The following is a 25,021-nucleotide window of genomic DNA, read 5'->3' as shown; positions in this document are numbered from 1 at the left end:
GGCGGTCACTCTCTCACGACCCGCTGACGCTGGTGACAGCGCCCACCAGCGCCGGCTCGCCGAGCACGTCTTTGAGGAGTTGGGCGCACCAGTCCAGCAGTGCCTGGTCACGCAGCGGCTCGCCGCCCACCCGGCGGGTGCTCGGGCGGGGCACGCTCACCTGGTCGTTGGCCGACTTGTAGACCGCGTCCGGGTGGTAGCGCTTGAGTCGCAGCTGCTTCGAGTCGGGCAGTGGCAGCGGGCTGAACCGCAGGTGCCGGCCCTGCACCGACACGTCGGTCAGGCCGTACCGCCGGGCCAGCAGCCGGAACCGGGCCACCGCCACAAGGTTCTGCACCGGGGCCGGCGGCTCGCCGTACCGGTCGGTCAGCTCGGCCACGACCTCCCGCAACCGGTCGTCGTCCCGGGCCTCGGCCAGTTTCCGGTACATCTCCAGCCGCAGCCGCTCGACCCCGACATAGTCGTGCGGCAGGTGCGCGTCCACGGGAAGATCGATCCGGATCTCGTCCGTCGTGCCGTCGGACTCCGGGCCCTCACCCTTGAACTGCTGGACCGCCTCACCGACCATCCGGACGTACAGGTCGAAACCGACGCCCTCGATGTGCCCGGACTGCTCGCCGCCGAGCAGGTTGCCGGCGCCGCGGATCTCCAGGTCCTTCATCGCCACGTACATCCCGGCGCCCAGCTCGGTGTGCTGGGCGATGGTGGCCAGCCGCTCGTGCGCGTGCTCGGTGAGGGGCTTCTCCGGCGGGTAGAGGAAGTACGCGTACGCCCGCTCCCGGCCCCGACCGACCCGGCCGCGGATCTGGTGCAACTGGGCCAGGCCGAGCAGGTCGGCCCGCTCGACGATCAGGGTGTTGGCGTTGGGGATGTCGATCCCGGACTCGACGATGGTGGTGCAGACCAGGACGTCGAACTCCTTCTCCCAGAAGCCGACCATCACCTTCTCGAGGGCGTCCTCGCCCATCTGGCCGTGCGCCACCGCAACCCGGGCCTCGGGCACCAGCTCGCGGATCCGCCGGGCCGCCCGGTCGATCGACTCCACCCGGTTGTGCAGGTAGAAGACCTGCCCGTCGCGCAGCAGCTCGCGGTGGATCGACGCGGCCACCTGCCGGTCGTCGTACGCGCCGACGAAGGTGAGCACCGGGTGCCGCTCCTCGGGCGGGGTGGCGATGGTGGACATCTCCCGAATTCCGGTGATCGCCATCTCCAGGGTTCGCGGGATCGGGGTGGCCGACATGCTGAGCACGTCGACCGAGGCGCGCAGCGTCTTCAGGTGTTCCTTGTGCTCGACCCCGAACCGCTGCTCCTCGTCCACGACCACCATGCCGAGCCGCTTGAACCGGGTGGCGGCCTGCAACAGCCGGTGCGTACCGATGACGATGTCGGCGGTGCCGTCGGCGGCCATCGCGAGGGTCTGCTCGGCCTCCTTCGGGGTCTGGAACCGGGAGAGCTGGCGGATCGTCACCGGGAACTGGCCCATCCGCTCGGCGAAGGTGTTGTAGTGCTGCTGGGCCAGCAGCGTGGTCGGCACCAGCACCGCCACCTGCTTGCCGTCCTGCACCGCCTTGAACGCCGCCCGTACGGCGATCTCGGTCTTGCCGTATCCGACGTCGCCGCAGATCAGCCGGTCCATCGGGACCGACTGCTCCATGTCCCGCTTGACCTCCTCGATCGCCGCGAGCTGGTCGGGCGTCTCGGTCCACGGGAAGGCGTCCTCCAGCTCCCGCTGCCACGGGGTGTCCGGACCGAACGGGTGCCCCTTGGACGCCTTGCGCGCGGCGTAGAGTTGGATGAGCTGCGCCGCGATCTCCCGGACCGCCTTGCGGGCCCGCGCCTTGGACTTCTGCCAGTCCGAGCCGCCCATCTTGTGCAGCGTCGGCTGCTCGCCGCCGACGTACCGGGAGAGCTGGTCGAGCTGGTCGGTCGGGACGAACAGCCGGTCGCCGGGCTGGCCGCGCTTGCTCGCCGCGTACTCGATGACCAGGTACTCCCGGGAGGCGCCGTTGACGGTGCGCTGCACCAGCTCCTGGTAGCGGCCGATGCCGTGCTGCTCGTGCACCACGTAATCGCCGGCCCGCAGTTCCAGCGGGTCGATGGTGTTGCGCCGCCGGCTCGGCATCCGGCGCATGTCCCGGGTCGACGAACCCCGCCCGCCGGTGATGTCGTTCCCGGTCAGCACCGCCAACCGGGCCGTCTCGTCGAGGAAGCCGTGGTTGAGCGACCCGCAGGCGACCACCAGCTCACCGGCCGCCGGCGGGTCCGGAACCCGCTCGGCGGTGACAGCGCCCAGGCCCGCGTCCCGGAGCACCTCGACGGCCCGCTGGGCGGGCCCGTGCCCCTCGAAGACCAGGGCCACCCGCCAGCCGTCGCCGACCCACCGCTTCAGGTCGTCCACCACCCGCGCCGTCTCACCGTGGTAGAGCGGGGTGGGCTGGCCGCCGAGGGTGAGCGCCACGCCGGAGTCCGGGGTGACCTCGACCGGTTCCTCGTCGTCCAGCCAGGGCGCGCGTTCCACCGCCGGCTCGGTATCGGTCAGGCCGAACGGCGAGACCGACCACCAGGGCTGGCGCAGCACGGCCGCGACCGCCCGCACGTCGGCCAGGCTGCGGAAGGCCGCCGCGCCCAGGTCGATCGGCGCGTCCGCCCCGACCGCCGCCGCGGCCCAACTGGCCTGGAGAAACTCTTCCGAGGTACGCATCAGATCGTGCGCCCGGGTACGAATCCGCTCCGGGTCGCAGAGCAGTATGTGGGTGCCCTCGGGCATGCAGTGCGACAGCAGTTCCAGGCTCTCCGGCCCGAGCAGCGCCGGCGCCAGCGACTCCATCCCCTCCACCGGGATCCCCTCGGCCAGCTTGTCCAGGATCTCGGCCAGCTCCGGATGCGCCGCCGACAGCGCCCGAGCCCGCTCCCGGACCGCCGGGGTGAGCAGCAGTTCCCGGCACGGCGGCGCCCAGAGCTGCCCGACCGGCTCGATGGTGCGCTGGTCGGCCACGGCGAAGGTGCGGATCTCCTCCACCTCGTCGCCCCAGAACTCGACCCGGGACGGGTGCTCGTCGGTGGGCGGGAAGATGTCGAGGATGCCACCCCGGACGGCGAACTCGCCACGCTTGGTCACCAGGTCGACCCGGGCGTACGCCAGGTCGGTCAGGCGTCGGGCCACCGTTTCCAGTTCGGCTTCGACGCCGGTGGCCAGTCGTACCGGATCGAGGTCACCCAGGCCCTTGAGCTGTGGCTGAAGTACCGATCGGATCGGCGCGACCACGACCCGTAGCGGCCCGGACCGGCCGGCCGCCGGACCGCCAGCGGCGCCGGTCGTGCCACCCGGCGCGGTGGCGTCGGGGTGCGCCAGCCGGCGCAGCACCGCGAGCCGGCGGCCCACGGTGTCGGAACGCGGCGAGAGGCGTTCGTGGGGCAGCGTCTCCCAGGACGGGAAGACGGCGATCTGCTCCGGCGGCAGCAGGCTGCCCAGCGCCGTCGCGAGATCGTCCGCCTCCCGGCTGGTGGCGGTGACCGCGAGCACGGGTCGGCCGGCGCCGCCTCGGTCCGGGTCGGCGGCCACCGCCGCCACGACGAACGGCCGCAGCGCCGGCGGAGCGGTCACGTCGAGGCCGTCCGCCGCCGCGAAGTCGCCCCGGGCCAGGTTGCGGGCACGGGTGAGCGCGGGATCGTCGAGGGCCGCCGTCAGCAGACCGGCGAGCGTCGTCATGATCACAACCTTTGCGTCAGAGCACGCCAAATGTCCCTCGTCCGCGAGCGAACGGGGGTTGCCTGACGAGAGTATCTCCCTGTTGGGACAACCAGCCGCACGTCGACCGCGACCGGCACCGGCCGGCTCCCGCCACGTCCCAATGTCCCTTATTGAGAGACCTCCTGGTCGCCCGAGGCCGTTTTCCCTGGTGATCGGGCTCACGCTTGCGGACACGCCGCATGCAATCACCTTCAGTTTCGGATTCGTCACCTAGCGTGCCCGTCATGCCGAGTGCGGAACATGAGTCGGCAGTGGCGCTGGCCAAACTGGATCCGAGCCTGCTGGCCTGGCTGCTGACGAACCTCTTCAACGTCAAAGTCCCCGATTACCATCACGCCCGTACCCACGCCACGGATGTCCGGGTGCTGGTCCCGCGTACGTACCACGCGGACAGCATGGTGCTGTTCTGCGACCCGACCGACCGGCCACTGCTCACCGTGGTCCTGGAGATCCAACGTGGCTGGGACTCTGGCAAGCGACGGACCTGGAAGCTCTACGTGGCCCAGCTCGAAGCCGAGTTGGATGTCGACGCAGCCCTGCTGGTGTACTGCCCCGACCTGCGGATCGCGCGTCGCTATCGCGACCTGTTCGAGTTCGACGGGCTGTGCCTGACCCTACGACCGATGATCTTCACTCCCAGCGACGTCCCGCTGGTGGTGGACGCGGAGCGGGCCCGGGCCAACCCGGGGCTGACCGTGCTGTCGGCCATCTGCCACGGCCATGACACCCAGGTGGAGACGGCCTTTCCGGCCGTGATGGAAGCGCTGCGCTCACTCAATCCGAAGACGGCAATTTTGTACTATGACGTGGTACTGGCCGGGCTGCCGACAGCGGCCCGGACCCGTTGGGAGGCGTTCATGACCACCGATGTCGGCAACGAATACCGCAGCGAACTCCTGCGGGAACTCGCCGCTCAGCACGAACGGGCAGGCGAGACGCGAGGTGAGGCCCGGGGCGAGGCCCGGGGCGAGGCCCGGGGTGAAGCCCGCGCGCTGCTGACCCTGCTCGACGGGCGCGGCGTCAACGTACCCGCCGAGGTCCGCGAGCAGATCCGCGCCTGTACCGATCTGGCCCAGCTCGACACCTGGCTGCTCCGAGCCGCCACCGCCACCACCATCGACGACGTCCTCCGCGACTAGCCCTGGTTGACCCCTCCGCCCGGGGCGGCGGGTATCACCGCCGCCCCAGGGGGGGGGGGTAGTAGTACCCCAATATGTGTAGGTTGACGGCGTCCACCCGGACCGGGCCGCCGTACGGAAGGATCTGCTGCGGGTCGGTGTGCCCGATGTCCAGATCGAAGACCACCACCGCGTCGGGGGCGTACTCGCGCAGTGCCCGGGTCACGGCGGCGCGCTGCGCCTGCGCGTACGCCCGTTTCGCGGGGCTGTCGAGCGGTCGGGTGTGATTCCACGCCTTGGGCCGGCCGACCAGGACGGCCGGAAACCCGGCCAGCAGGCCGCGCTCGCCCATGTTGCGCAGCATCCGGTACACCTCGGTGTCCGAGGGCAGTTCCTCCGAGGTCTCGATGGCCAGCACGCAGCCGGCATAGTCCGCGTTCGGACCGACCCGCCCGGCGGCCAGGAGCCACGAGATGATCTCCAGGTTGCCGCCCCACAGCCGCCCCTCGACCGCTGTGGCCGGCCCGGACCACCCCCAACCCTCCGCCGGGAACATCGTCGGCTCGGTGCCGAGGTATGCCGGGTCCCGCCAGTCGCCGGGCTCGTCGGTCCACTCGGTTGGCGGACTCAGCTCGTACCAGCCGGGGCTGAACAGGGCGGCCCGCAGTGAGTCCATGCTGACCGGGTGCGTCGCGCCGCCCCGGCCGAGGTGGACCAGCACCGACCCGCCGTGGTAGCTCACGATGCCCAGCCCGAAGAGATGGTTGAGCAGGTTCGTGTTGTCGGAGTAGCCGAAGAACGGCTTCGGGTTGGCGCGCAGCACCGCGTCGTCCAGGTGTGGGATGACGGTGATCTGGTCATCGCCACCGATCGTGGTCAGGACCGCTGCGATGGACGGGTCGGCGAACGCGGCCATCAGGTCGCGGGCCCGCTCGACCGGGCTGGCTCCCATGAGCCGGGTGGTGGGGTACTCCACCGGTTCCAGGTGCAGCTCGGCGCACAGTCGGCGCAGGCCCAGCTCGTACACCTCGGGAAAGATCGCCGGCAGCCCGGCGGAGGGCGAGAGAACCGCGACCCGGTCGCCAGGGCACGGTTTTCTGGGACAGATCAGCTCCGGCATGCTTGGAACGCTATCGACCCACCCAAACGGTTAAAACTCCCATAGGCTGACGAAATGAGCACGGAGTCGCCGCGCCGCTGGACCTGGGGCCGGATCACCGAGCCGGCCCGGGACGCGGCGTTCCGCCGGACGCTGCTGCGCGGCGCCGGACTGCTGCTGGGCACCCTGGTGATCTCCGTCGGGTTCATCGCCGCGTACGCGGGAGCCCTACACGACCCGCACCCGAAGGCGCTCCCGGTGGCGGTGGTGGCCGGCGACGCGCCCGCGCAACGCCTGCTGATCGGCCTGCACGGTCAGAGCGACGCCGTTCGGGCCCACACGTACCCCAGTCCGGCCGCCGCCTCGGACGCGCTCGCCGGCCGGGACGTCTACGCCATGCTCGCGAGCGGGACCGGTGGTCTCACCCTGGACACCGCGAGCGCCGCCAGCCCGGCCGCCGCCGAGACGATCACCGGGCTGATCACCATCGCGGCCCGCACCGTGGGCGCGCCGCTCACGGTGCGCGACAGGTACCCGACCTCGGCCGACGACCCGCGCGGGCTGGTCCCGTTCTACCTGGCCGTCGGCCTGGTGCTCGGCGGCTACCTGGGCACCGCCGCGCTCGGCGTCTCCCTCGGTACGGTGCCCCGGACACTCGGCCGGGCGGGTCTCCGGGTCGTCGCGTTCGCGATCTACGCGGGTCTCCTCGGGCTGGCCGGAGCGTTGGTCACCGGGCCAGCCCTGGGCGTCTTCCCCCGGCACCTGGCTGCCGTCACCGGAGCCGGCATAATGATCGCCTTCGCCGCCGCCATGGTGGCCGCCGCCGTGCAGAGCTGGCTCGGCCTGGTCGGTACGGGCCTGGTGATCCTGCTGCTGGTGGTGCTCGGCAACCCGGGCTCGGGCGGGATCTACGCCCCGGAGTTCCTGCCCGGCATCTTCGGCGCCATGCACCGGTGGAACATCCCCGGACTGGCCACCGACCTGGTCAAATCGGCGGCCTACTTCCCGGGCCGCGCGACGCACTGGCCCCTGCTGGAACTCGTCCTGTGGGCAGTGGCCGGAATCGTCGCCCTGGTGCTCGCCACGGCGGCGCTCGGCCCCCGGTCGGCACCGCGACATGAGCGATAGGCCATTTCCACCAGCCTCCCCCACCGCTCCACCCGGTTCGGGCGATACCATCACAGCCAGTCGGACAGCGCTGTCCTTCGTACGCACGTAAGGAGCGCACGATGACCGACCACCATCACCCGGACGGCCCCGACGCGGCGCTCCGGGCAGACATCCGCCGGCTCGGCACCCTGCTCGGCCAGACCCTGGCCCGCCAGGAAGGCCCGCCGCTGCTCGACCTCGTCGAGGAGATCCGCGCGCTGGTACGCACCGACGCCGAGGCCGCCGCCAGCCGGTTGGGCGCCATGGACGTGGTGACCGGCACCAAGCTGGCCCGCGCCTTCTCGACGTACTTCCACCTGGCGAACATCACCGAACAGGTACACCGGGGCCGCGACCTGCGCCGGCAGCGGGCCGTCCACGGTGGCTGGCTGGACCAGGCGGCGAAGCTGATCGCCGAGCGGGGCGTACCGGCCGACGAGATCGCCGAGGCGGTCCGGCGGCTGGCGGTGCGGCCCGTCTTCACCGCGCACCCGACCGAGGCGGCCCGCCGGTCCATCCTGACCAAGCTGCGGGCCATCGCCGACGAGTTGGACGCCGAGACGTCCAACGCGATCCTGTACGGCGCCGCCGACGAGGGTCCGGCCAACCGCCGGCTGGCCGAACTGCTCGATCTGCTGTGGCAGACCGACGAACTGCGGCTGGACCGCCCCGACCCCACCGACGAGGCCCGCAACGCGATCTACTACCTGCGGGACCTGTACGCCGACGCGGCGCCGCAGGTGTTGGACAACTTCGCCGAGACGCTGCGCGCGTTGGGCGTGGAGACCCCGCCCACGGCCCGCCCGCTGACCTTCGGCACCTGGATCGGCGGGGACCGGGACGGCAACCCGTTCGTCACCCCCCAGGTCACCCGCGAGGTGCTGCGCATCCAGTACGAGCACGGGCTCAGCGCCACCGAACAGGCGATGGAAGCGCTGATCAACGAGGTGTCGGTGTCCCGTCGGCTGCGCGGGGTGTCGCTCGACCTGTCGGCCAGTCTGGCCAAGGACCTCGACGCGCTGCCCGAGGTGGCGGACCGGTTCCGCCGGGTCAACGCCGAGGAGCCGTACCGGCTCAAGGCCCGCTGCGTGTTGGCGAAGCTCGCCAACACCCGCCAGCGGCTGCGGCAGGGCACCCCGCACGTATCCGGCCGGGACTACCGCGGTACCCGGGAGCTGGTCGCCGACCTGGAGCTGATGCGCGCGTCGCTGGCCCGCAACTCGGGGCAGCTCACCGCCATGGGCCGGCTGGCCTCGGTGATCCGGACCATCTCGGCCTTCGGCCTGCACCTGGCCACCATGGACATCCGCGAACACGCCGAGGCGCACCACGCGGTCCTCGCGCAGTTCTACGGACACGTGGGCGAGGTCACCGACTACCTGGGGCTGGGTCGCGCCGAGCGCACCAAGCTGTTGTCCGAGGAGCTCACCGGCCGCCGGCCACTGGCCGGGGTCGGCACCCCGCTCACCGAGGTGACCCGGAAGACCTTCGACGTCTTCGCCGCGATCCGCGAGGCCAAGGAGAGGTTCGGCGACGAGGTCATCGAGTCGTACGTCATCTCGATGACCCTGGGCGTGGACGACGTGCTCGCGGCCGTGGTGCTGGCCCGGGAGGCCGGGCTGGTGGACGTGCACGGCGGCCGGGCCCTGATCGGCTTCGTCCCGCTGCTGGAGACGCCGGCCGAGCTGAAGGCCGGCGGTGAACTGCTCGACGAGCTGCTGTCCCTGCCCGCGTACCGGTCCGTGGTGGCGGCCCGGGGAGACGTCCAGGAGGTGATGCTCGGCTACTCCGACTCCAACAAGGAGGCCGGGATCACCACCTCGCAGTGGTCGATCCACCGGGCTCAGCGGGCGCTGCGGGACGTGGCGGCCCGGCACGGTGTGCGGCTACGGCTGTTCCACGGCCGGGGCGGCACCGTCGGTCGGGGCGGTGGACCCACCCACGAGGCGATCCTGGCCCAGCCGTACGGGACGCTGGACGGCGCCATCAAGGTCACCGAGCAGGGCGAGGTGATCTCCGACAAGTACAGCCTCCCCTCGCTGGCCCGGGAGAACCTGGAACTGACCCTGGCCGCGGTGCTGCAGAGCGCGCTGCTGCACACCACCCCGCGCCAGCCGGCCGAGCAGTTGGAGCGCTGGGACTCCGCGATGGACGCCGTCTCCGAAGCGGCCTACCAGTCGTACCGGTCGCTGGTGGAGGACCCCGACCTGCCCGCCTACTTCTGGGCGGCCACCCCGACCGAGCTGCTCGGTGCGTTGAACATCGGCTCCCGGCCGGCCAAGCGACCCAACACCGGAGCCGGGCTGTCCGGGCTGCGGGCCATCCCCTGGGTGTTCGGCTGGACGCAGACCCGGCAGATCGTGCCCGGCTGGTTCGGGGTCGGTTCGGGGCTGGCCGCCGCCCGCGCGGCCGGGCTCGGCGACGTCCTGGCCGAGATGCACCGCAGTTGGCACTTCTTCCGGACCTTCCTGTCCAACGTGGAGATGATGCTGTCCAAGACCGACCTGACCATCGCCCGCCGGTACGTCGAGACGCTGGTCCCCGAGCCGCTGCACCCGATCTTCGACAAGATCTCCGAGGAGTACGAGCTGACCAAGCAGGAGGTGCTGGCCATCACGGCCTCCCCCGCACTGCTGGAGAACTCCCCGGTGTTGCAGCGCACGCTCGCGGTCCGGGACACCTACCTGCGGCCGCTGCACCACCTCCAGGTCGCGCTGCTGCGCCAGTACCGCGAGTTGGGGCTGGCCGGGCGGGCGGTGGCGACCGCGCCGGGCGGCCGGCGCGCCCCGGGCGAGGGTACGGCGCTGGAGCGCGCCCTGCTCACCACGGTCAACGGCATCGCCGCCGGCATGCGCAACACCGGCTGAGGTGTAAGGAAGGGCCCCTTCTTATCGCTTTTCGTATAGGAAGGGGCCCCTGTTACCGTACGGCCGGCTCGGGCCGCTGGTGCCGCCCTCGGCGTCTCCCGGAGTGATCTCGGCCTGCCAGACCGGCAGCGGGAACTCATCGACGCCGGCCGCGCGGGTTCGAGCGGGCCACGCTGGTGCCCGGCCAGAATCGGACGGTCACCTTTCACGATCGACCGGGACGCCGTCGGCTTCTACGCGCCGTCCACCGCGCCGCTCCACCGCACTCCTGTTAAGAAGGGGCCCCTCCTATACCGAAAGCGATAAGAAGGGGCCCTTCCTTACAGCTCAGCTGGTTTCGCCGGCCTGGCTGAAGGAGCGCAGCCGCTCGATGGCCAGCGCCGTGAAGCCGAGCACGATCACAGCGGCCATGCTGAGCGCGACCGGCAGGGAGACGGTGGCGCTCAGCAGCTCGCTCGGAGCGATCCGGTCGGTGATGGTGAGGACGTACTGCTGGATGGAGAGCACGGCGGTCCCGCTCACCAGGTTCGTCAGCAGGCCCTCCCAGATCAGCACGTACACCAGACCGAGCAGCACCGGCCGCCGGGTGAGCAGGCTGAGCGCCAGGAACAGCGCCGAGTACGCGAGCGCGCCCACGACACCGGCCGCGGCGAGGCCCAGGCCGAGGCGTACCGAATGCGCCAGCACGCCCCCGACGTACAGCGGGATTCCCGCGGTCAGCGCCGTGACTCCGGTGGCCACCGCGAGCTTCGGCAGGATGATCTGCCACCGTGGGAGCGGTTTGGTGAGGATGTGGACGATCGTGCCGTCCTCGATCTCGGAACCGAGCACCCCGGTGCCGACGATCAGTGCCACCACCGGCAGCACCACGGCCAGCCCCAGCCCGACCAGGACGGGCTGAGCCCACTGCTGCGGGTCGACGCCGGCCGAACGGGCCACCACGGCGAGTACCACCAGCAGCGCCGGTAGCGGCAGCAGCAGCAGAAATCGTCGGCGGCCGAGCAGTCCCCGGGCGGTGATCCAGGCGATGGTCGCGTTCACTGGGTGATCCTTCCGTTCGCGACTGCGGGGCTTGGTCGCTGCGCTCCCGCACTCCTCGCACTCACCGGTGCGATCCTTCTGTTCGCGACTGCGGGGCCTGGTCGCTGCGCTCCCGCACTCCTCGCACTCACTGTCATGCCTCCACCAGGTAGGAGAAGACGCTCTCCAGGGACTCGTCGGACGGGATCAGCCGGCGGACCCGGATGCCCGAACGGAGCGCGAGTTTCGGCAGCGCCCGGGTGAAGCTGCCGTAGTCGCCGGCCCGTACGGTCAGGCCGGTCCGGTCCAGTTCGACGCCGGTCACCGACGCCTCGGCCATCAGCGCCACGGCCAGCGCCCGGTCGTCGGTGGACTGGATCACGAAGACGTGTGGCCGGTTGGTCATCAGCCGTCGGATGGTCCGGAAGTCCCCGGAGGCGGCCAGCCGGCCGGCCACGATCACCTGCACGGTGCCGGAGAGCTGCTCGACCTCCTCGAGGATGTGCGAGCTGAACAGGATGGTCCGGCCGGCCCCGCCGAGCCGGTGCAGCAGTTCCATCATGTGCAGCCGCTGCCTCGGGTCCATCCCGTTGAACGGCTCGTCGAGCAGCAGCACCTGCGGGTCGTGGACCAGCGCCGCCGCCACCCGGATCCGCTGGCGCATGCCCTTGGAGTACGTCTCGATCCGGCGGTTCTGCGCGTCGGTCATCTCGACCAGTTCCACCGCCCGCCGGGCCGCCTCGTCCGGTTTGGCCAGCCGGTGCAGCCGGGCGCTGGCGAGCACGAACTCGTACCCGGACAGGAACGTGTGGACGGCCTCCCGCTCGCTGACCAGGCCGAGGCGGCGGTAGATGTCCGGGTTGCGCCAGGTCGGTTCGTCCCCGATGGTGACCTGACCCCGGGACGGGGACAGGAACCCGGCCATCATGTGCAGCAGGGTGGTCTTGCCGGCCCCGTTGGGTCCGAGCAGGCCGGTCACGCCGGGGCCGATCGTCATGGTGATGTCGTTGACCGCGACCACGTTGCCGTACCACCGGGACACCCCGGCCAGCTCGACCGAGGTGGTCGGGGCGGCGTCCCGCTCGACCGGTGCGGGCGCGGTGTGCAGGGTGCTCATCGGGCGGCGACCTTCCGGTAGCGGGCCAGCAGCAGCGCGACGCAGCCGGCCACCAGGATCAGGGCGACCGCGCCGTAGAGCGGGCCGAAGTGGCCGATCGGCAGCATGCCGTAGTTGTTCGCGGACAGCACCCGGTGGAACAGCCAGGAACCGACCCCGGTCACCAGGCTGCTCGGCGAGGCGAGCCCGGCGAGCTGGTTGGCGGTCCGCGAGGGCAGCACCGACAGCACGCCGACGACCGGCGTGGTCATCAGGAACACCGCCACCACCGCGCCGGCCGCGATGGCGCGCTTACCGCTCAGCGCGGCGATCAGCAGCGCGACGGACGCGAAGACCAGTGCCCAGATGCCGGCGAAGAGCAGCCCCGGCACCAGATCGGTGAACTCGTGCCAGGCCCCGCTCAGCCCCTTGCCGGTGGAGAACGCCGCGCCGATGAACATCAGCAGCTGGGGGCCGCCCAGCAGCAGCCAGACGGCGGTGGCCAGGGCGGCGAACTTGGCCAGGGCGTAGTCGGACCGGTTCAGCGGCCGGGAGAAGTACAGCGGCAGGACGCCACTGCGCAGGTCCCGGGAGACCAGTTCGGGCGCGACGATCGCGACGAAGAAGATGACCAACCAGCTCATCTGGCTGGCGAACTGGGCGTAGGTGAACACCACCTGGCCGAACTTGGCGCGTACCGCGATGAGCACGGCGGCGACCACCGTCACGATGGCGACGATCAGCCAGGGGAAGATCTTGGCCTTGGCGCTGCGGCCCAACCCGAACGCGGTACGCAGAGCGTGTACGTAGAGCGCGCCGACGATGTGCCGGCGGCCCAGCCGGGGACCCGTGTAGCGCCGGTAGCCGATGTCATGGATCACCCCGTCCGGCGCGGCGGCGGGGCGTACGTCAGCCGTTGACACTTGCGGCCTCCTTGGTGGCGAACAGCTCGGCGACGCGGTGCCGGCGCTGGTCGAGGCGATGCAGCGGCAGGTCCAGGTCGGCCACCGCGGTCATGATCAGGTCGTAGGTCCGCTCCTCGGCGAGGGGTACGAGCAGCAGCCGGCCGTCCTGGCGCACCGACAGGCTGAGCTCGGCCAACCGGGCGGCGAGAACCTCCGTACCCTCGCTGACCTCGATGGACAGCACGTCGGTGGCCGTGGTCATGGCGGCCATGTTCGCCGAGCGCAGCAGCCGGCCGCCCTCGATCGCGACCAGCGCGTCGCAGATCCGTTCCACCTCGCCGAGCAGGTGGGAACAGACGACCACGGAGATGCCGAACTCGGTGCCGATCCGGTGGATGAGGGTGAGCATGGCATCCCGGCCGGCCGGGTCCAGCCCGTTGGTCGGCTCGTCCAGCAGCAGCAGGTCGGGATCATGCACCAGCGCCTGGGCCAGCTTGACCCGCTGCTTCATGCCGGTGGAGTAGCCGCCCACCTGCCGGTAGCGCTCCTCGTACAGCCCGACGTGCCGCAGCGCCTCGGAGGCCCGCTCCCGGGCGGCGGTCCTGGGCAGGCCGCCGATCCGACCCATGTGGGTGACGAACTCGGAGGCGGTCAGGTCGGGCGGCAGGCAGTCGTGTTCGGGCATGTACCCGACCCGGGTCCGCACGGCCGCCGGGTCGGTGACCGGGTCGATGCCGAGCACCCGCGCCTGGCCACTGGTCGGCGGCAGCAGACCGAGCATGATCTTGATGAAGGTGGACTTGCCCGCCCCGTTGGCGCCGACCAGCCCGACGATGCCCGGCTCGACCGTGACGGTGAGGTCGGCCAGCGCGGTCACCCGTCCGCCGTACGTCTTGGTGAGCGACTGGGTCGTGATGATTGTCACCGACCCAGCCTAGAACCCCAGGTATCCGCCGGGAGCCCGCCCGACCCTGGTCGTTCCCTGATCCTCGGTACGGGTGTCTCGGGGTATAGCCGTAGGCCACGAGGCCGACGGCGACCGGCGAGGTCGCCGGATACGGTCGGGTCCGACGGGTGCGGCGGTGTCCGACGGGCCGCCCGGAGGCGCCGGCGGGTGATTGACCCGCGTCATCGACCGGGATACGGGAGTGGCGCTCTCGACCGATCGCCGGTCGACTGAGAAACTGTAAAGCCGGTCGGGATGTTGGGGGTTCGATGAGCAACGGGTGGGCGCTACCCGACGAGGTGCTGCGCGATGCGCCGGCGTACACGCCGCGGCCCCATGAACTGGCCGATCTGGAACTGCTGCTCGACGGGGCGTACGCGCCGCTGACCGGCTTCATGAGCCGGGCCGATCTCACCTCGGTGGCCCGTCGGGGGCGGCTGGCCGACGACACGACGTGGTCGGTCCCGGTCACCCTCCAGGTCCCGGCGGACCTGGCCGGTGACCTCGAACTCGGTGATCCGTTGCACCGCGCCCTGGTGCTCACCGACGCCGAGGGCGCGCCGATCGCGCTCATGGAGATCACCGACATCTGGACGGCCCGGGACGGGATGGCCGGCCTCGGCGGACCGGTTCGCCGGCTCGGTGACGGCGGACACGGGCCGTTCCAGCGGCTGCGCCGCACCCCCGACGAGGTACGCGGCCTGCTCCCGCCGGGCCGGGTGCTCGGGGTCATCGCCGACCGACCGCTGCACCGCCCGCAGCTCGCGCAGATCGCGCAGGCCGCCCGGACCCTCGCGGCGCACCTGCTCATCCTGATCCCGACCAGCGGATCCACCCCGGACGGTCTGCCACCCGAGGTGCTGGTCCGGAGCGTGTTCGCCGCCCGGGACCGGATGCCACCGGCCACGTTGATCACGGTGCCGCTGGCCCGACGCGGTGACGAGATCTCCGACGCGCTGCTGCGCGCCCGGGTGGCCGCCGCGTACGGCGTCACCCACCTGCTCTCGACCGGCGAGATGCTCTCCGGCGGCGGCCTCCGGGTGCTCGTCCCGCGCGAACTGGCCTACGACAACCGGGACGGGCAGTGGCGGTGGCGGGACGACATTCCGCCCCGCAACCGCCGTCTGCCGTTGCGCCCCGACGAGATCGAGGACCTGCTCGACCGCGGGTTCCCGCTGCCCGAGTGGCACACCCCGCCCGCCGTGGCCAAGGAGCTGATCCGGGCCCGGCCGCCGCGCCGGCACCGCGGTCTGGTGGTCTTCTTCACCGGGCTGTCCGGGTCGGGCAAGTCCACCATCGCCCGCAACCTGGCTGACGCGCTGCGGGAGAGCGGTGACCGGACGGTGACCCTGTTGGACGGCGACGTGGTCCGCCGGGAGCTGTCCGCCGGGCTCGGCTTCAGCAAGTCCGACCGGGATCTGAACGTCCGGCGGATCGGCTGGGTCGCCGCCGAGATCGCCCGGCACCGGGGCATGGCGCTGTGCTGCCCGATCGCACCGTACGCGCAGGCCCGCCGGACCGCCCGGGAGATGGCCCAGACCGCCGGTGCCGGCTTCGTGCTGGTCCATGTCGCCACCCCGCTCGAGGTGTGTGAGCGGCGGGACCGGAAGGGGCTGTACGCCCGTGCGCGGGCGGGCCAGCTGACCGGGATGACCGGCATCGACGACCCGTACGAGGAGCCCACAGACGCCGATCTGGTGCTGGACACCAGCGCGTTCACCGTGGCGGAGGCCGTGCAGGCCGTCTGGGAGCACCTGACCGACAACGGCTGGATCGAACCGCGCATCCAGCCGACCTGACCGCCCCCGGGTCCCCGGACCCTCCCGCTTACGCCCCACCTCGCCGTACCCGGCCACCGCTGGCCGCCTCGCCGTGCCCGACCGTGCCCGACCGTGCTTCGCCGTGTCTGCCGTGTCTGGCCGTACTGACGGATGTTTGGATTTGTTGGATTCCGTGCGATAACGTAAGGTCGCCTCATGATGCGGGTTGAGGATCGGTAGTGCTGGCCCAGCAGCGGCAGGCGGCGATCCTCGACCGGGTCCGGGCCACCGGCGGGGTGCGGGTCAGTGATCTCGCGACCGAGTTCGGCGTCTCGGACATGACCATCCGCCGGGACCTGGACACGCTCGCCGAGCTCGGACTGCTGGCCAAGGTCCACGGCGGCGCCACCCGGGCCCAGTCCGGATCCACCGACGAGCCCGGGTTCGCGGCCAAGTCCGACCGCCAACGCGCCGAGAAGAGCGCCATCGCCCGCCGGGCGGCCACGCTGGTCCAGCCCGGGACGGCGATCGCGCTCTCCGCCGGTACGACCACCGCCGAGTTGGCCCGCCGGCTCGTCGAGGTGCCCCGGCTGACCGTGGTGACCAACTCGATCCCGGTCGCCGAGGTCTTCCACCGGGGCGGCCGACCGGACCAGACGGTGGTGCTCACCGGCGGGGTGCGTACCCCGTCGGACGCCCTCGTCGGCCCGGTGGCGGTGACCGCGATCCGGTCGCTGCACCTGGACCTGCTCTTCCTCGGCGTACACGGGATGAGCGAACGGGCCGGATACACCACGCCCAACCTGATGGAGGCGGACACCGACCGGGCCCTGGTCGCCGCCGCCGACCGGCTGGTGGTGCTGGCCGACGGCACGAAGTGGGGAACCGTGGGTATCTCCTCCATCGCCGGCCTGTCCGCGGCGCACACCGTGATCTCCGACGCCGGACTGCCGCTGGCCGCCCGGAACAGCCTGACCGAACAGGGAGTCGAATTGTTGATCGTGGAGGATGGGACGGGATGAAACGCACCCCGGTGCGACTCGCCGACGGGCGGGAGCTGATCTACTTCGACGAGCGGGACGACGCCGACCGGAGCATGCCGGACCGGCGGGACCTGCCACCGCCGCCGCCTTCCTCGCAACTGCGGTACGACCCGCTGGTGGACGAGTGGGTGGCGGTGGCGGCACACCGGCAGACCCGCACGTTCCTGCCGCCCGCCGACCAGTGCCCACTCGACCCCTCCACCCCGGACCGGTCCACCGAGATCCCGGCGTACGACTACGACGTGGCGGTCTTCGAGAACCGGTTCCCCTCGCTCAGCGACCGGGTGGCCGACCTGCCGCCCGAGCTGACCCCGTACACGCCGGTCCGACCGGGAATCGGCCGCTGCGAGGTGGTCTGCTTCACCGCCGACCACAACGCCTCGTTCGCCACGCTGCCCCCGGAGCGGGTCCGCACCGTCGTCGAGGCGTGGGCCGACCGCACCGCCCACCTGTCCGAACTGCCGGGCGTGGAGCAGGTCTTCTGCTTCGAGAACCGGGGGGTGGAGATCGGCGTCACGCTGCACCATCCGCACGGGCAGATCTACGCGTACCCATTCGTGACGCCGCGTGGCCGGGCGATGCTGGCCGCCGCCCGCCGGCACGCCGAGGCCACCGGCGGTCGCAACCTGTACGCCGACGTGCTGGCCGCCGAGCGGGCCGCGGGCGACCGGGTGGTGGCCGGCAACGAGCACTGGACCGCGTACGTCCCGGCGGCCGCGCGGTGGCCGTTCGAGGTACACGTGGCGCCGCACCGGATGGTGCCGGACATCCCGGCGCTCGACGACGCGGAGCGGGACGCGTTCGGGCCGCTGTACCTGGACGTGCTGCGCCGGTTCGACGCCCTGTTCGACAAGCCGATGCCGTACATCGCGGCCTGGCACCAGGCCCCGGTCCGGATCGACCGGGAACTGGCCCACCTGCACCTGCAGCTGTTCAGCGTCCGCCGGGCCGCCGACAAGCTCAAGTACCTCGCCGGTTCGGAGTCGGCGATGGGCGTCTTCATCAACGACATCACCCCCGAGCAGGCCGCCCAACGCCTCCGCGACGCCGCCTGAGGGTGAAAGGAAGGGCCCCTTGTTATCGCTTTTTGTATAGCAAGGGCCCCTTGTTAACGCCGCCGCCGACGGTATGTCGCGGGGCAGGTTGGAGGCCGAAGGTCGCGGCGCTGCCGAAGCGCCGGACCGGCGGGCGTCAGCGAATCCGACGGCCAGAGGTTGAGGACCCGCCCGGTACCGGGCCAGCCGGTGTCAGCGACCCCGAATGCCAGCGGTTGAGGACTTGCCAGGTGCCCAGCGGGGAGCGGGGGCCCGGGACAGGGCCCCCGCTCTGGGAAGGGACGGCTGGCTGTGCGGGGACAGCCGGGGAGGCACCGGACCACACCCTGACGGGTGCCGCCGGTCGGGCGATCTCCCGGACGCGACTGGCATCACGTCCACTCAGTACAACGATGGGGGTCGCTGTCCGGTGACGGCTGGGTCCAGCGGATCAGCCGGACGCGGGCGTTAAGAAGGGCCCCCTGTTATACGAAAAGCGATAACAAGGGGCCCTTCCTTCCACCTCAGGCGGTGAGCTTGCGGGCCAGGTTCGCGTCGAGCGTGGCCATGAACTCGTCGGTGGTCTGCCACGGGGCGTCCCGGGAGATCAGCAGCGAGAGGTCCTTGGTCATCTGACCGCCCTCGACGGTCTCCACGATGACCTGCTCCAGGGTGTTGGCGAACTCGGTGACCGCCGGGGTGTTGTCCAGCTTGCCCCGGTGGGCCAGGCCGCGGGTCCAGGCGTAGATCGAGGCGATCGGGTTGGTCGAGGTCTTCTCGCCCTTCTGCCACTGCCGGTAGTGCCGGGTGACGGTGCCGTGCGCGGCCTCGGCCTCGACGGTCCGGCCGTCCGGCGTCATCAGCACCGAGGTCATCAGGCCGAGCGAGCCGAAGCCCTGCGCGACGGTGTCGGACTGCACGTCACCGTCGTAGTTCTTGCAGGCCCAGACGAAGCCACCCTCCCACTTGAGCGCGGCGGCGACCATGTCGTCGATCAGCCGGTGCTCGTAGGTGATGCCCGCGGCGTCGAACTCGGCCTTGAACTCGGTCTCGAACACCTCGGCGAAGATGTCCTTGAACCGGCCGTCGTACGCCTTGAGGATCGTGTTCTTGGTGGACAGGTAGACCGGGTAGCCGCGGTCGAGGCCGTACCGCAGCGAGGCGCGGGCGAAGTCCCGGATGCTCTCGTCGAAGTTGTACATGCCCATCGTGACGCCGCCGCCGGGGAACTTGGCGACCTCCATCTCGACGGGTGCGCCACCGTCGGCCGGCGTGTACGTGATGGTCACCGTGCCGGGTCCGGGGACAACGAAGTCGGTGGCCTTGTACTGGTCGCCGTGCGCGTGCCGGCCGATGATGATCGGCTTGGTCCAGCCGGGGACCAGCCGCGGCACGTTGGACATGATGATCGGCTCGCGGAAGACGACGCCGCCGAGGATGTTCCGGATCGTCCCGTTCGGCGACCGCCACATCTTCTTCAGGCCGAACTCCTCGACCCGAGCCTCGTCCGGGGTGATGGTGGCGCACTTGACTCCCACGCCGTGCTGCTTGATGGCGTTGGCTGCGTCGATGGTCACCTGGTCGTCGGTCTCGTCCCGGTGCTGGATCGACAGGTCGTAGTAGTGCAGGTCGACGTCGAGGTAGGGCAGGATCAGCTGCTCACGGATCTGCTTCCAGATGATCCGGGTCATCTCGTCGCCGTCGAGCTCCACGACCGGGTTGGTTACCTTGATCTTCGCCATTCGGCCGGCGCTCCTCTCGGGGGACATGCTCAAGCAGTACGAGCGTACTGCATGCGATCAGGCCATCGCGCCGGGCTGGTGAATCCACTGCACGAGTTGCAGGATCACCCCGTTCGGATCGGTCACCTGGAAGTAGCGCTCGCCCCAGGGTTCGGTCTCGATCGGAGTGGTGATCTCCACCCCCTCGGACCGGATCCGGTCGTACTCGGCGTCGATGTCGGTCACCACGAACGCCACGATCAGGCCGGCCGCCCGCCGGTCGCGCAGGTCCGCCGGCTTGATGTTCCGCTTGCCGGTACGCAGGAAGATCAGGTTGAACCCGGCGTCGGGCCGGGCCAGCGAGACGAAGCCGTCGTCCGCCATCTCCTCGACGAAGCCGAAGTGCCGGACGGCGAAGTCGGCCGAGGCGCGGACATCATCGACGTTGAGCGAGATAGCGGAGGCGGTGATCTGCATGGGGTCCCCCGAGGGTCAGTACGGCAAATTAACTTCGTACATTGTACAGAGTTTGACGATGACAGGATGATCCGGTGACCAGCCACCGCAGCGGAGCCGGCGATCCGAGTCGTACCCTCGAACTGCTCTGGCGGCAGACCACCGACAACCCGGCCGCCGATCCACTGGCCGCCGGTGGCCCGGACGCCGGTGGTCCCGGTGCCGGTGACCGAGGCGCCGGTGGCGACAGCCCGGGTGCTGGTGGGCGGCGGCGCGGGCCGCGCCAGGGCCGGTCGGTGGACGAGGTGGTGGCCGCCGCCATCGCGGTCGCCGACGCCGAGGGACCGGACGCGGTGACCATGCGGCGGGTGGCGCAGGAGGTCCGGATCGCCCCGATGAGCGTCTACACGTACGTCCCGGGCAAGGCCGAACTGCTCGACCTGATGCTCGACGAGGTGTACGCCCGGATGCCCCGCCCCGACCGCACCGGGCAGCCCTGGCGGACCCGGCTGGCGGCGGTGGCCGCCGACAACCGGGCGCTGTTCGCGGCGCATCCGTGGGCCGCGGCCGTCGCGACCGGTCGCCCGCCGCTCGGCCCGGGGCTGATGGCGAAGTACGACTACGAATTGCGAGCGCTCGATGACACCGGCCTGGACGACGTGACCCGGGACGCCGCACTGACCTACCTGCTCGACTTCGTCCGGGCGGCGGCCCGGTCCGCCGAGGAGGTCCGGACCGCCCGCCGAGAGAGCGCCCAGACCGACCAGCAGTGGTGGGCGGCCAACGGCCCACTGCTGGCCCGGGTACTGGACGAACGGGCGTATCCGGTCGCCACCCGGGTCGGGACGGCGGCTGGCACCGCACACGACAGCGCGTACGACCCGGACCACGCGTACGAATTCGGCCTGGAGCGTGTGCTGGACGGCCTGGCCGCCCTGATCGACAGCCCCCGCAGGTAAGGAAGGGCACCTTGTTATCGCTTTTTGTATAGCAAGGGCCCCCTGTTAACGCACTGCCCGACCAACAACGGCCGGCGACGCTACATGTCCGAGATGTCGCCCTGCTTGGCCCGGACCGCCTCGGCCGCCTCCTTGAGACTGGCCAGCTCGTCGACGTCCAGATCCGTCTCGACCACCCGGCGTACGCCCTCGGCACCGATCTCGGCCTCGACGCCCAGGTAGACGCCCGAGATGCCGTACTCGCCGTCGACCCACGCGCAGACCGGCATGACCTTGCCGGAGTCCTCGGCGACCGCCCTGGCCATCCGGGCCGCCGCCGCGGACGGGGCGAAGTAGGCCGAACCGGTCTTCAGTAGCGCCACCACCTCGGCACCACCGTTGCGGGTCCGGACCACCAGTTCCTCGATCTGCTCGGCTGGCATGGCCTCGCGCAGCGGCCGGCCGTGCACCTTGCTCTGGGACGGCACCGGCACCATGGTGTCGCCGTGCGAGCCAAGGGTCAGCGTCCGCACCGAGGACACCAGTACGGAAAGCGCCTCGGCGACGAAGTTGCTGAACCGGGCGGTGTCCAGCATGCCGGCCTGGCCGAGTACCCGGTTGGGCGGGAACCCGGTGGCGAGTTGGGCCAGCGCGGTCATCTCGTCCAGCGGGTTGGACACCACGATCACGACGGCGTTCGGGGCGTGCCGCGCGACCTGTTCGGCCACCTGTCGGACGATCTTGGCGTTCGTGGCCAGCAGGTCCATCCGGCTCATGCCCGGTTTGCGCGGCAGGCCCGCGGTGATCACCACGACGTCCGAGCCCTCGATGATCTCGTACCCCTCGCCGTCCCTGCCGGTGGTCTGGCCGACGACCCTGGTCTCGAAGCCCTCGATCGGCCGGGACTGGTTCAGGTCCAGGGCCAGGCCCTCGGGCTTGCCCTCGACGATGTCGGTGATCACCACGGTGTCGAAGACGTCGTACTCGGCAAGGCGCTGCGCGGTCGTCGACCCGTAGAAACCGGCGCCGACGACAGTGACCTTTTTGCCCATGGTCGTCCCATTCTTTGATCCCAGACGGGTTTTCCGGCCGCACCAGCCATGGTGTCACCCCACCCGGCAGGGACGGCGCCGGTTCAGCGGATCACCCGTCCGCCGCCGCAGGATCCCACGCCCCCGGCAGCCGCCCCGGATCGGCGAGCCGCGCCGAAGCGTTAACAAGGGGCCCTTGCTATACAAAAAGCGATAACAAGGTGCCCTTCCTTACCCCTCAGCCGCGTTCGGCGCGTTCGACGACGTTGGTCAGCAGCATGGCGCGGGTCATCGGGCCGACCCCGCCGGGCATCGGGACGACCGCGCCGGCGACCTCGGTCACCTCCGGGGCGACGTCGCCGGTGTACCGGCCCTTGCCGTCCGCGCCGATCACCCGGGTGATCCCGACGTCCACGACGACCGCGCCGGGCCGGACCATGTCGGCGGTGAGCAGCCCCGGTACGCCGGCCGCCACGATGACGATGTCCGCCGCCCGGGTGTGCGCGGCCAGATCGAGGGTGCCGGTGTGGCAGAGGGTCACCGTGGCGTTCTCGGTACGCCGGGTCAGCAGCAGGCCCAGCGGACGGCCCACGGTGTTGCCCCGGCCGACCACGGCGACCTCGGCACCGCGCAGCGCCACGTCGTGCCGGCGGAGCAGGTCGACGATGCCCCGGGGGGTACACGGCAGCGGGCCCGGATAGCCGAGCACGAGCCGGCCCAGATTGACCGGGTGCAGCCCGTCGGCGTCCTTGTCGGGGTCGATCAGCTCAAGGATCCGCTGTGTGTCGATCTGGGGTGGCAGCGGCAGTTGCACGATGTAGCCGTGGCAGGCCGGATCGGCGTTCAGTTCGGCCACCACGGCCTCGACCTGTTCCTGGCTGGCGTCGGCCGGTAGTTCCCGCCGGATGGACGCGATGCCCACCTCGGCGCAGTCCCGGTGCTTGCCGTTGACGTAGGCCTGCGAGCCCGGATCCTCGCCCACCAGCACGGTGCCGAGCCCCGGCTGGACACCACGCTCGGCGAGCGCCTTCACCCGGGTGCGCAGTTCATCCTTGATCTCGGCCGCGGTCGCCTTGCCATCCAGAACGGTCGCCGTCACTCCTCGATCGTCTCACGCGGTGGCGCAGGCCGATCGGCGCACCCGGGACAGTTCGGTGCCACCACCGAGAGTAATCGTGTGCTTGCTCACTCTGGGTGGTCGAAAACCGGGCACCCGACGCACTCGGCCCAGACCTGCTGGGCGGGCATTTGTCGGCTAAGCCCGAACGACCTACCTTTGCCCAGCGTTGCGCAGCGTAACCATGGCCGGTTCCTGTGTGACATCAGCAGATGAGGAGGACCCCCCATGCAGGTTCGCAGGCTCGTCGCCTGGGCCGCGCTACCGCTCGCCGCCACGCTGGGCCTGGCGGCCTGCGGCACCGGCGACGGTGGCTCCGGCTCCGGCAAGGCCAGCGGCGCGGTGAGCATCGAGATCGCCGAGCCGCAGCACCTGGTGCCGACCAACACCAGCGAGACGTCCGGCGCCCAGGTGCTGGCCGCGCTGTTCAGCCCGCTCGTCGACTACGACGCCCAGAACAAGCCGTACGAGGTGGCCGCCCAGTCGGTGACCAGCACGGACAACAAGGTCTGGACGATCAAGCTCAAGCCCGGCTACACCTTCCACAACGGCGAGAAGGTCACGTCGGACAACTATCTCAACGCCTGGAACTACGGGGCGTACGGCCCCAACGGTCAGGGCAACAGCTACTTCTTCGAGAAGATCGCCGGCTACGACGACCTGCAGTCGACGGACTCGAAGGGCAACGCGGTCACCCCGAAGGCGAAGACGCTGTCCGGGTTGAAGAAGGTCGACGACCTCACCTTCACGGTCACCCTGGCTGAGCCGTACATCGACTTCAAGACCATGCTCGGCTACACGGCCTTCTACCCGCTGCCGCAGGCGGCGTTCTCGGCTCCGGGCGAGTTGAAGGCGGACTACGAGAACGCCCCGATCGGTCAGGGCCCGTTCCAGATCAAGGGCAACTGGCAGCACGACTCGAAGATCGAGGTGGCGAAGTACGACGCCTTCCCGGGTGAGAAGCCCAAGGTGAACGACGTCGAGTTCCGGATCTACCAGCAGCTCACGGCGGCGTACGCGGATGTCCTCGCGGACAACCTGGACGTCCTGCCCACGGTGCCCACGGAGAACCTGAGCACCGCGCCGACCGACCTGGGCGACCGCTTCCAGAGCAGCCCGATGTCGTCGTTCCAGTTCCTGGCGTTCCCGACCTTCCAGAAGGAGTTCAGCAACCCGGACGTCCGGCGCGCGATCTCCATGGCGATCGACCGGGACGCCATCACTCAGTCGATCTTCAAGGGTTCGCAGGAGTCGGCCCGGTCGTTCGTCTCCCCCGTGGTCCCGGGCTACCGTCCGGACACCGCCGGTGACGCCGCGAAGTTCGACGTCGCGAAGGCCAAGCAGCTCTACACCGCCGCCGGCGGCCCGTCGAAGATCACCATCTCCTACAACGGCGACGGTGGGCACAAGGACTGGGTCGACGCGACCTGCAACCAGCTCAAGGCCAACCTCGGGGTCGACTGCGTGGGCGCGGCCGAGCCGAAGTTCGCCGACCTGCTGACCAAGGTCGAGAAGAAGCAGCCGGTGGGTCTGTTCCGGATGGCGTGGGTCATGGACTACCCGTCCATGGAGGACTACCTCGGCCCGCTGTACAGCACCAACGGCTCGTCGAACTACTACGGCTACAGCAACAAGCAGTTCGACAAGCTGGTCAAGGAGGGCGCCGCGGCGCCCACCCAGGACGAGGCGATCAAGAAGTACCAGCAGGCCGAGGACATCCTGGCCAAGGACCTGCCGGTGATCCCGCTGCGCTTCGGCCAGAACGTCTACGGGTTCTCCAGCAAGGTCAAGAACGTCGAGATGGACCTGTTCCAGCGGGTCAACCTGCTGAAGATCGAGTCCGCCTGACCTGAGGCGTCGCCCCGCCGCCCGGCCCCGGCCGGTTGGCGGGGCACACCCAGGGGTGGGGGGGTGTTGGGAGCAAACACTCAACGTGCCCCCCCCACAAGGTTGTTTTCCCCCCCCCCTTC

At 70.6% G+C, this 25,021-nt stretch carries 18 protein-coding genes; 8 read left to right on the top strand and 10 right to left on the bottom strand.

The window, feature by feature from the left end; genetic code table 11:
- Positions 1 to 13: 13 nt before the first annotated feature.
- A complete protein-coding gene (mfd, locus tag ACXN5W_RS18310) occupies positions 14 to 3,709 on the bottom strand; it encodes a transcription-repair coupling factor (RefSeq protein ID WP_473159531.1) in 3,696 nt (1,231 codons plus the stop codon).
- A 266-nt stretch (positions 3,710 to 3,975) separates the two neighbouring features.
- Here mfd and ACXN5W_RS18305 point away from each other — a divergent pair, with 266 nt between their 5' ends.
- Complete coding sequence (locus ACXN5W_RS18305) at positions 3,976 to 4,890, top strand: hypothetical protein (RefSeq protein WP_473159530.1); 915 nt, start codon at positions 3,976 to 3,978, stop codon at positions 4,888 to 4,890.
- A 34-nt stretch (positions 4,891 to 4,924) separates the two neighbouring features.
- Here ACXN5W_RS18305 and ACXN5W_RS18300 read toward each other — a convergent pair whose 3' ends face one another.
- Positions 4,925 to 5,989 carry a S66 family peptidase gene (locus ACXN5W_RS18300; protein WP_473159529.1) on the bottom strand — a complete coding sequence of 355 codons (1,065 nt, stop codon included), beginning with the start codon at positions 5,987 to 5,989 and terminating at the stop codon, positions 4,925 to 4,927.
- 54 nt (positions 5,990 to 6,043) lie between these two features.
- Here ACXN5W_RS18300 and ACXN5W_RS18295 point away from each other — a divergent pair, with 54 nt between their 5' ends.
- Complete coding sequence (locus ACXN5W_RS18295; protein ID WP_473159528.1) at positions 6,044 to 7,096, top strand: hypothetical protein; 1,053 nt, start codon at positions 6,044 to 6,046, stop codon at positions 7,094 to 7,096.
- A 101-nt stretch (positions 7,097 to 7,197) separates the two neighbouring features.
- Positions 7,198 to 9,984, top strand: coding sequence for a phosphoenolpyruvate carboxylase (gene ppc / locus ACXN5W_RS18290; protein WP_473159527.1), 2,787 nt, complete (start codon positions 7,198 to 7,200; stop codon positions 9,982 to 9,984).
- A gap of 327 nt (positions 9,985 to 10,311) precedes the next feature.
- On the opposite strand, the gene ACXN5W_RS18285 is transcribed toward ppc, so the two are convergent.
- The 4 genes from ACXN5W_RS18285 to ACXN5W_RS18270 form a co-directional block, all read right to left on the bottom strand.
- On the bottom strand, positions 10,312 to 11,025 hold the full coding sequence (locus tag ACXN5W_RS18285; RefSeq protein WP_473159526.1) for an ABC transporter permease: 714 nt from the start codon (positions 11,023 to 11,025) through the stop codon (positions 10,312 to 10,314).
- A gap of 133 nt (positions 11,026 to 11,158) precedes the next feature.
- Complete coding sequence (locus ACXN5W_RS18280; protein WP_473159525.1) at positions 11,159 to 12,121, bottom strand: ABC transporter ATP-binding protein; 963 nt, start codon at positions 12,119 to 12,121, stop codon at positions 11,159 to 11,161.
- Entirely contained in the window at positions 12,118 to 13,023 is a 906-nt protein-coding gene (locus ACXN5W_RS18275) for an ABC transporter permease (protein WP_473159524.1), read from the bottom strand. Before ACXN5W_RS18275 ends, ACXN5W_RS18280 begins: the two co-directional genes overlap by 4 nt.
- Entirely contained in the window at positions 13,010 to 13,930 is a 921-nt protein-coding gene (locus ACXN5W_RS18270) for an ABC transporter ATP-binding protein (RefSeq protein ID WP_473159523.1), read from the bottom strand. Before ACXN5W_RS18270 ends, ACXN5W_RS18275 begins: the two co-directional genes overlap by 14 nt.
- Before the next feature lie 290 nt (positions 13,931 to 14,220).
- On the opposite strand from ACXN5W_RS18270, the gene cysC reads away from it, so the two are divergent.
- The 3 genes from cysC to galT all read left to right on the top strand — a co-directional run bounded on the left by cysC (position 14,221) and on the right by galT (position 17,809).
- Positions 14,221 to 15,750 carry an adenylyl-sulfate kinase gene (cysC, locus tag ACXN5W_RS18265; protein ID WP_473159522.1) on the top strand — a complete coding sequence of 510 codons (1,530 nt, stop codon included), beginning with the start codon at positions 14,221 to 14,223 and terminating at the stop codon, positions 15,748 to 15,750.
- Positions 15,751 to 15,950: 200 nt separating this feature from the next.
- Positions 15,951 to 16,733 (top strand): DeoR/GlpR family DNA-binding transcription regulator, encoded by a 783-nt coding sequence (locus tag ACXN5W_RS18260; protein WP_473159521.1) that lies wholly within the window; start codon positions 15,951 to 15,953, stop codon positions 16,731 to 16,733.
- On the top strand, positions 16,730 to 17,809 hold the full coding sequence (galT, locus tag ACXN5W_RS18255; protein ID WP_473159520.1) for a galactose-1-phosphate uridylyltransferase: 1,080 nt from the start codon (positions 16,730 to 16,732) through the stop codon (positions 17,807 to 17,809). The genes ACXN5W_RS18260 and galT overlap by 4 nt, the downstream gene beginning before the upstream one ends.
- 503 nt (positions 17,810 to 18,312) lie before the next feature.
- Here the strand turns inward: galT and ACXN5W_RS18250 are convergent.
- Together ACXN5W_RS18250 and ACXN5W_RS18245 are read right to left on the bottom strand one after the other, a co-directional pair.
- Positions 18,313 to 19,530, bottom strand: coding sequence for an NADP-dependent isocitrate dehydrogenase (locus tag ACXN5W_RS18250; RefSeq protein WP_473159519.1), 1,218 nt, complete (start codon positions 19,528 to 19,530; stop codon positions 18,313 to 18,315).
- A gap of 57 nt (positions 19,531 to 19,587) precedes the next feature.
- A complete protein-coding gene (locus ACXN5W_RS18245) occupies positions 19,588 to 19,986 on the bottom strand; it encodes a VOC family protein (protein WP_473159518.1) in 399 nt (132 codons plus the stop codon).
- Between the two features lie 74 nt (positions 19,987 to 20,060).
- Here ACXN5W_RS18245 and ACXN5W_RS18240 point away from each other — a divergent pair, with 74 nt between their 5' ends.
- A complete protein-coding gene (locus ACXN5W_RS18240; RefSeq protein WP_473159517.1) occupies positions 20,061 to 20,924 on the top strand; it encodes a TetR/AcrR family transcriptional regulator C-terminal domain-containing protein in 864 nt (287 codons plus the stop codon).
- A gap of 80 nt (positions 20,925 to 21,004) precedes the next feature.
- Here the strand turns inward: ACXN5W_RS18240 and ACXN5W_RS18235 are convergent, their stop codons facing one another.
- Both ACXN5W_RS18235 and ACXN5W_RS18230 read right to left on the bottom strand, forming a co-directional pair.
- Entirely contained in the window at positions 21,005 to 21,955 is a 951-nt protein-coding gene (locus tag ACXN5W_RS18235) for a malate dehydrogenase (protein WP_473159516.1), read from the bottom strand.
- Positions 21,956 to 22,172: 217 nt separating this feature from the next.
- The gene (locus ACXN5W_RS18230) at positions 22,173 to 23,033 is read right to left on the bottom strand and encodes a bifunctional methylenetetrahydrofolate dehydrogenase/methenyltetrahydrofolate cyclohydrolase (RefSeq protein ID WP_473159515.1); all 861 of its coding nucleotides are present in this window, start codon (positions 23,031 to 23,033) and stop codon (positions 22,173 to 22,175) included.
- A 246-nt stretch (positions 23,034 to 23,279) separates the two neighbouring features.
- Between ACXN5W_RS18230 and ACXN5W_RS18225 the strand changes: the two genes are divergently transcribed.
- Positions 23,280 to 24,899, top strand: coding sequence for a peptide ABC transporter substrate-binding protein (locus tag ACXN5W_RS18225; RefSeq protein ID WP_473159514.1), 1,620 nt, complete (start codon positions 23,280 to 23,282; stop codon positions 24,897 to 24,899).
- Positions 24,900 to 25,021: the final 122 nt, after the last annotated feature.

It is taken from the genome of Plantactinospora sp. A48, assembly GCF_055793945.1.
Note: the sequence above shows the minus strand (reverse complement) of the source record. Positions and strands in the feature narration are given on the sequence as shown.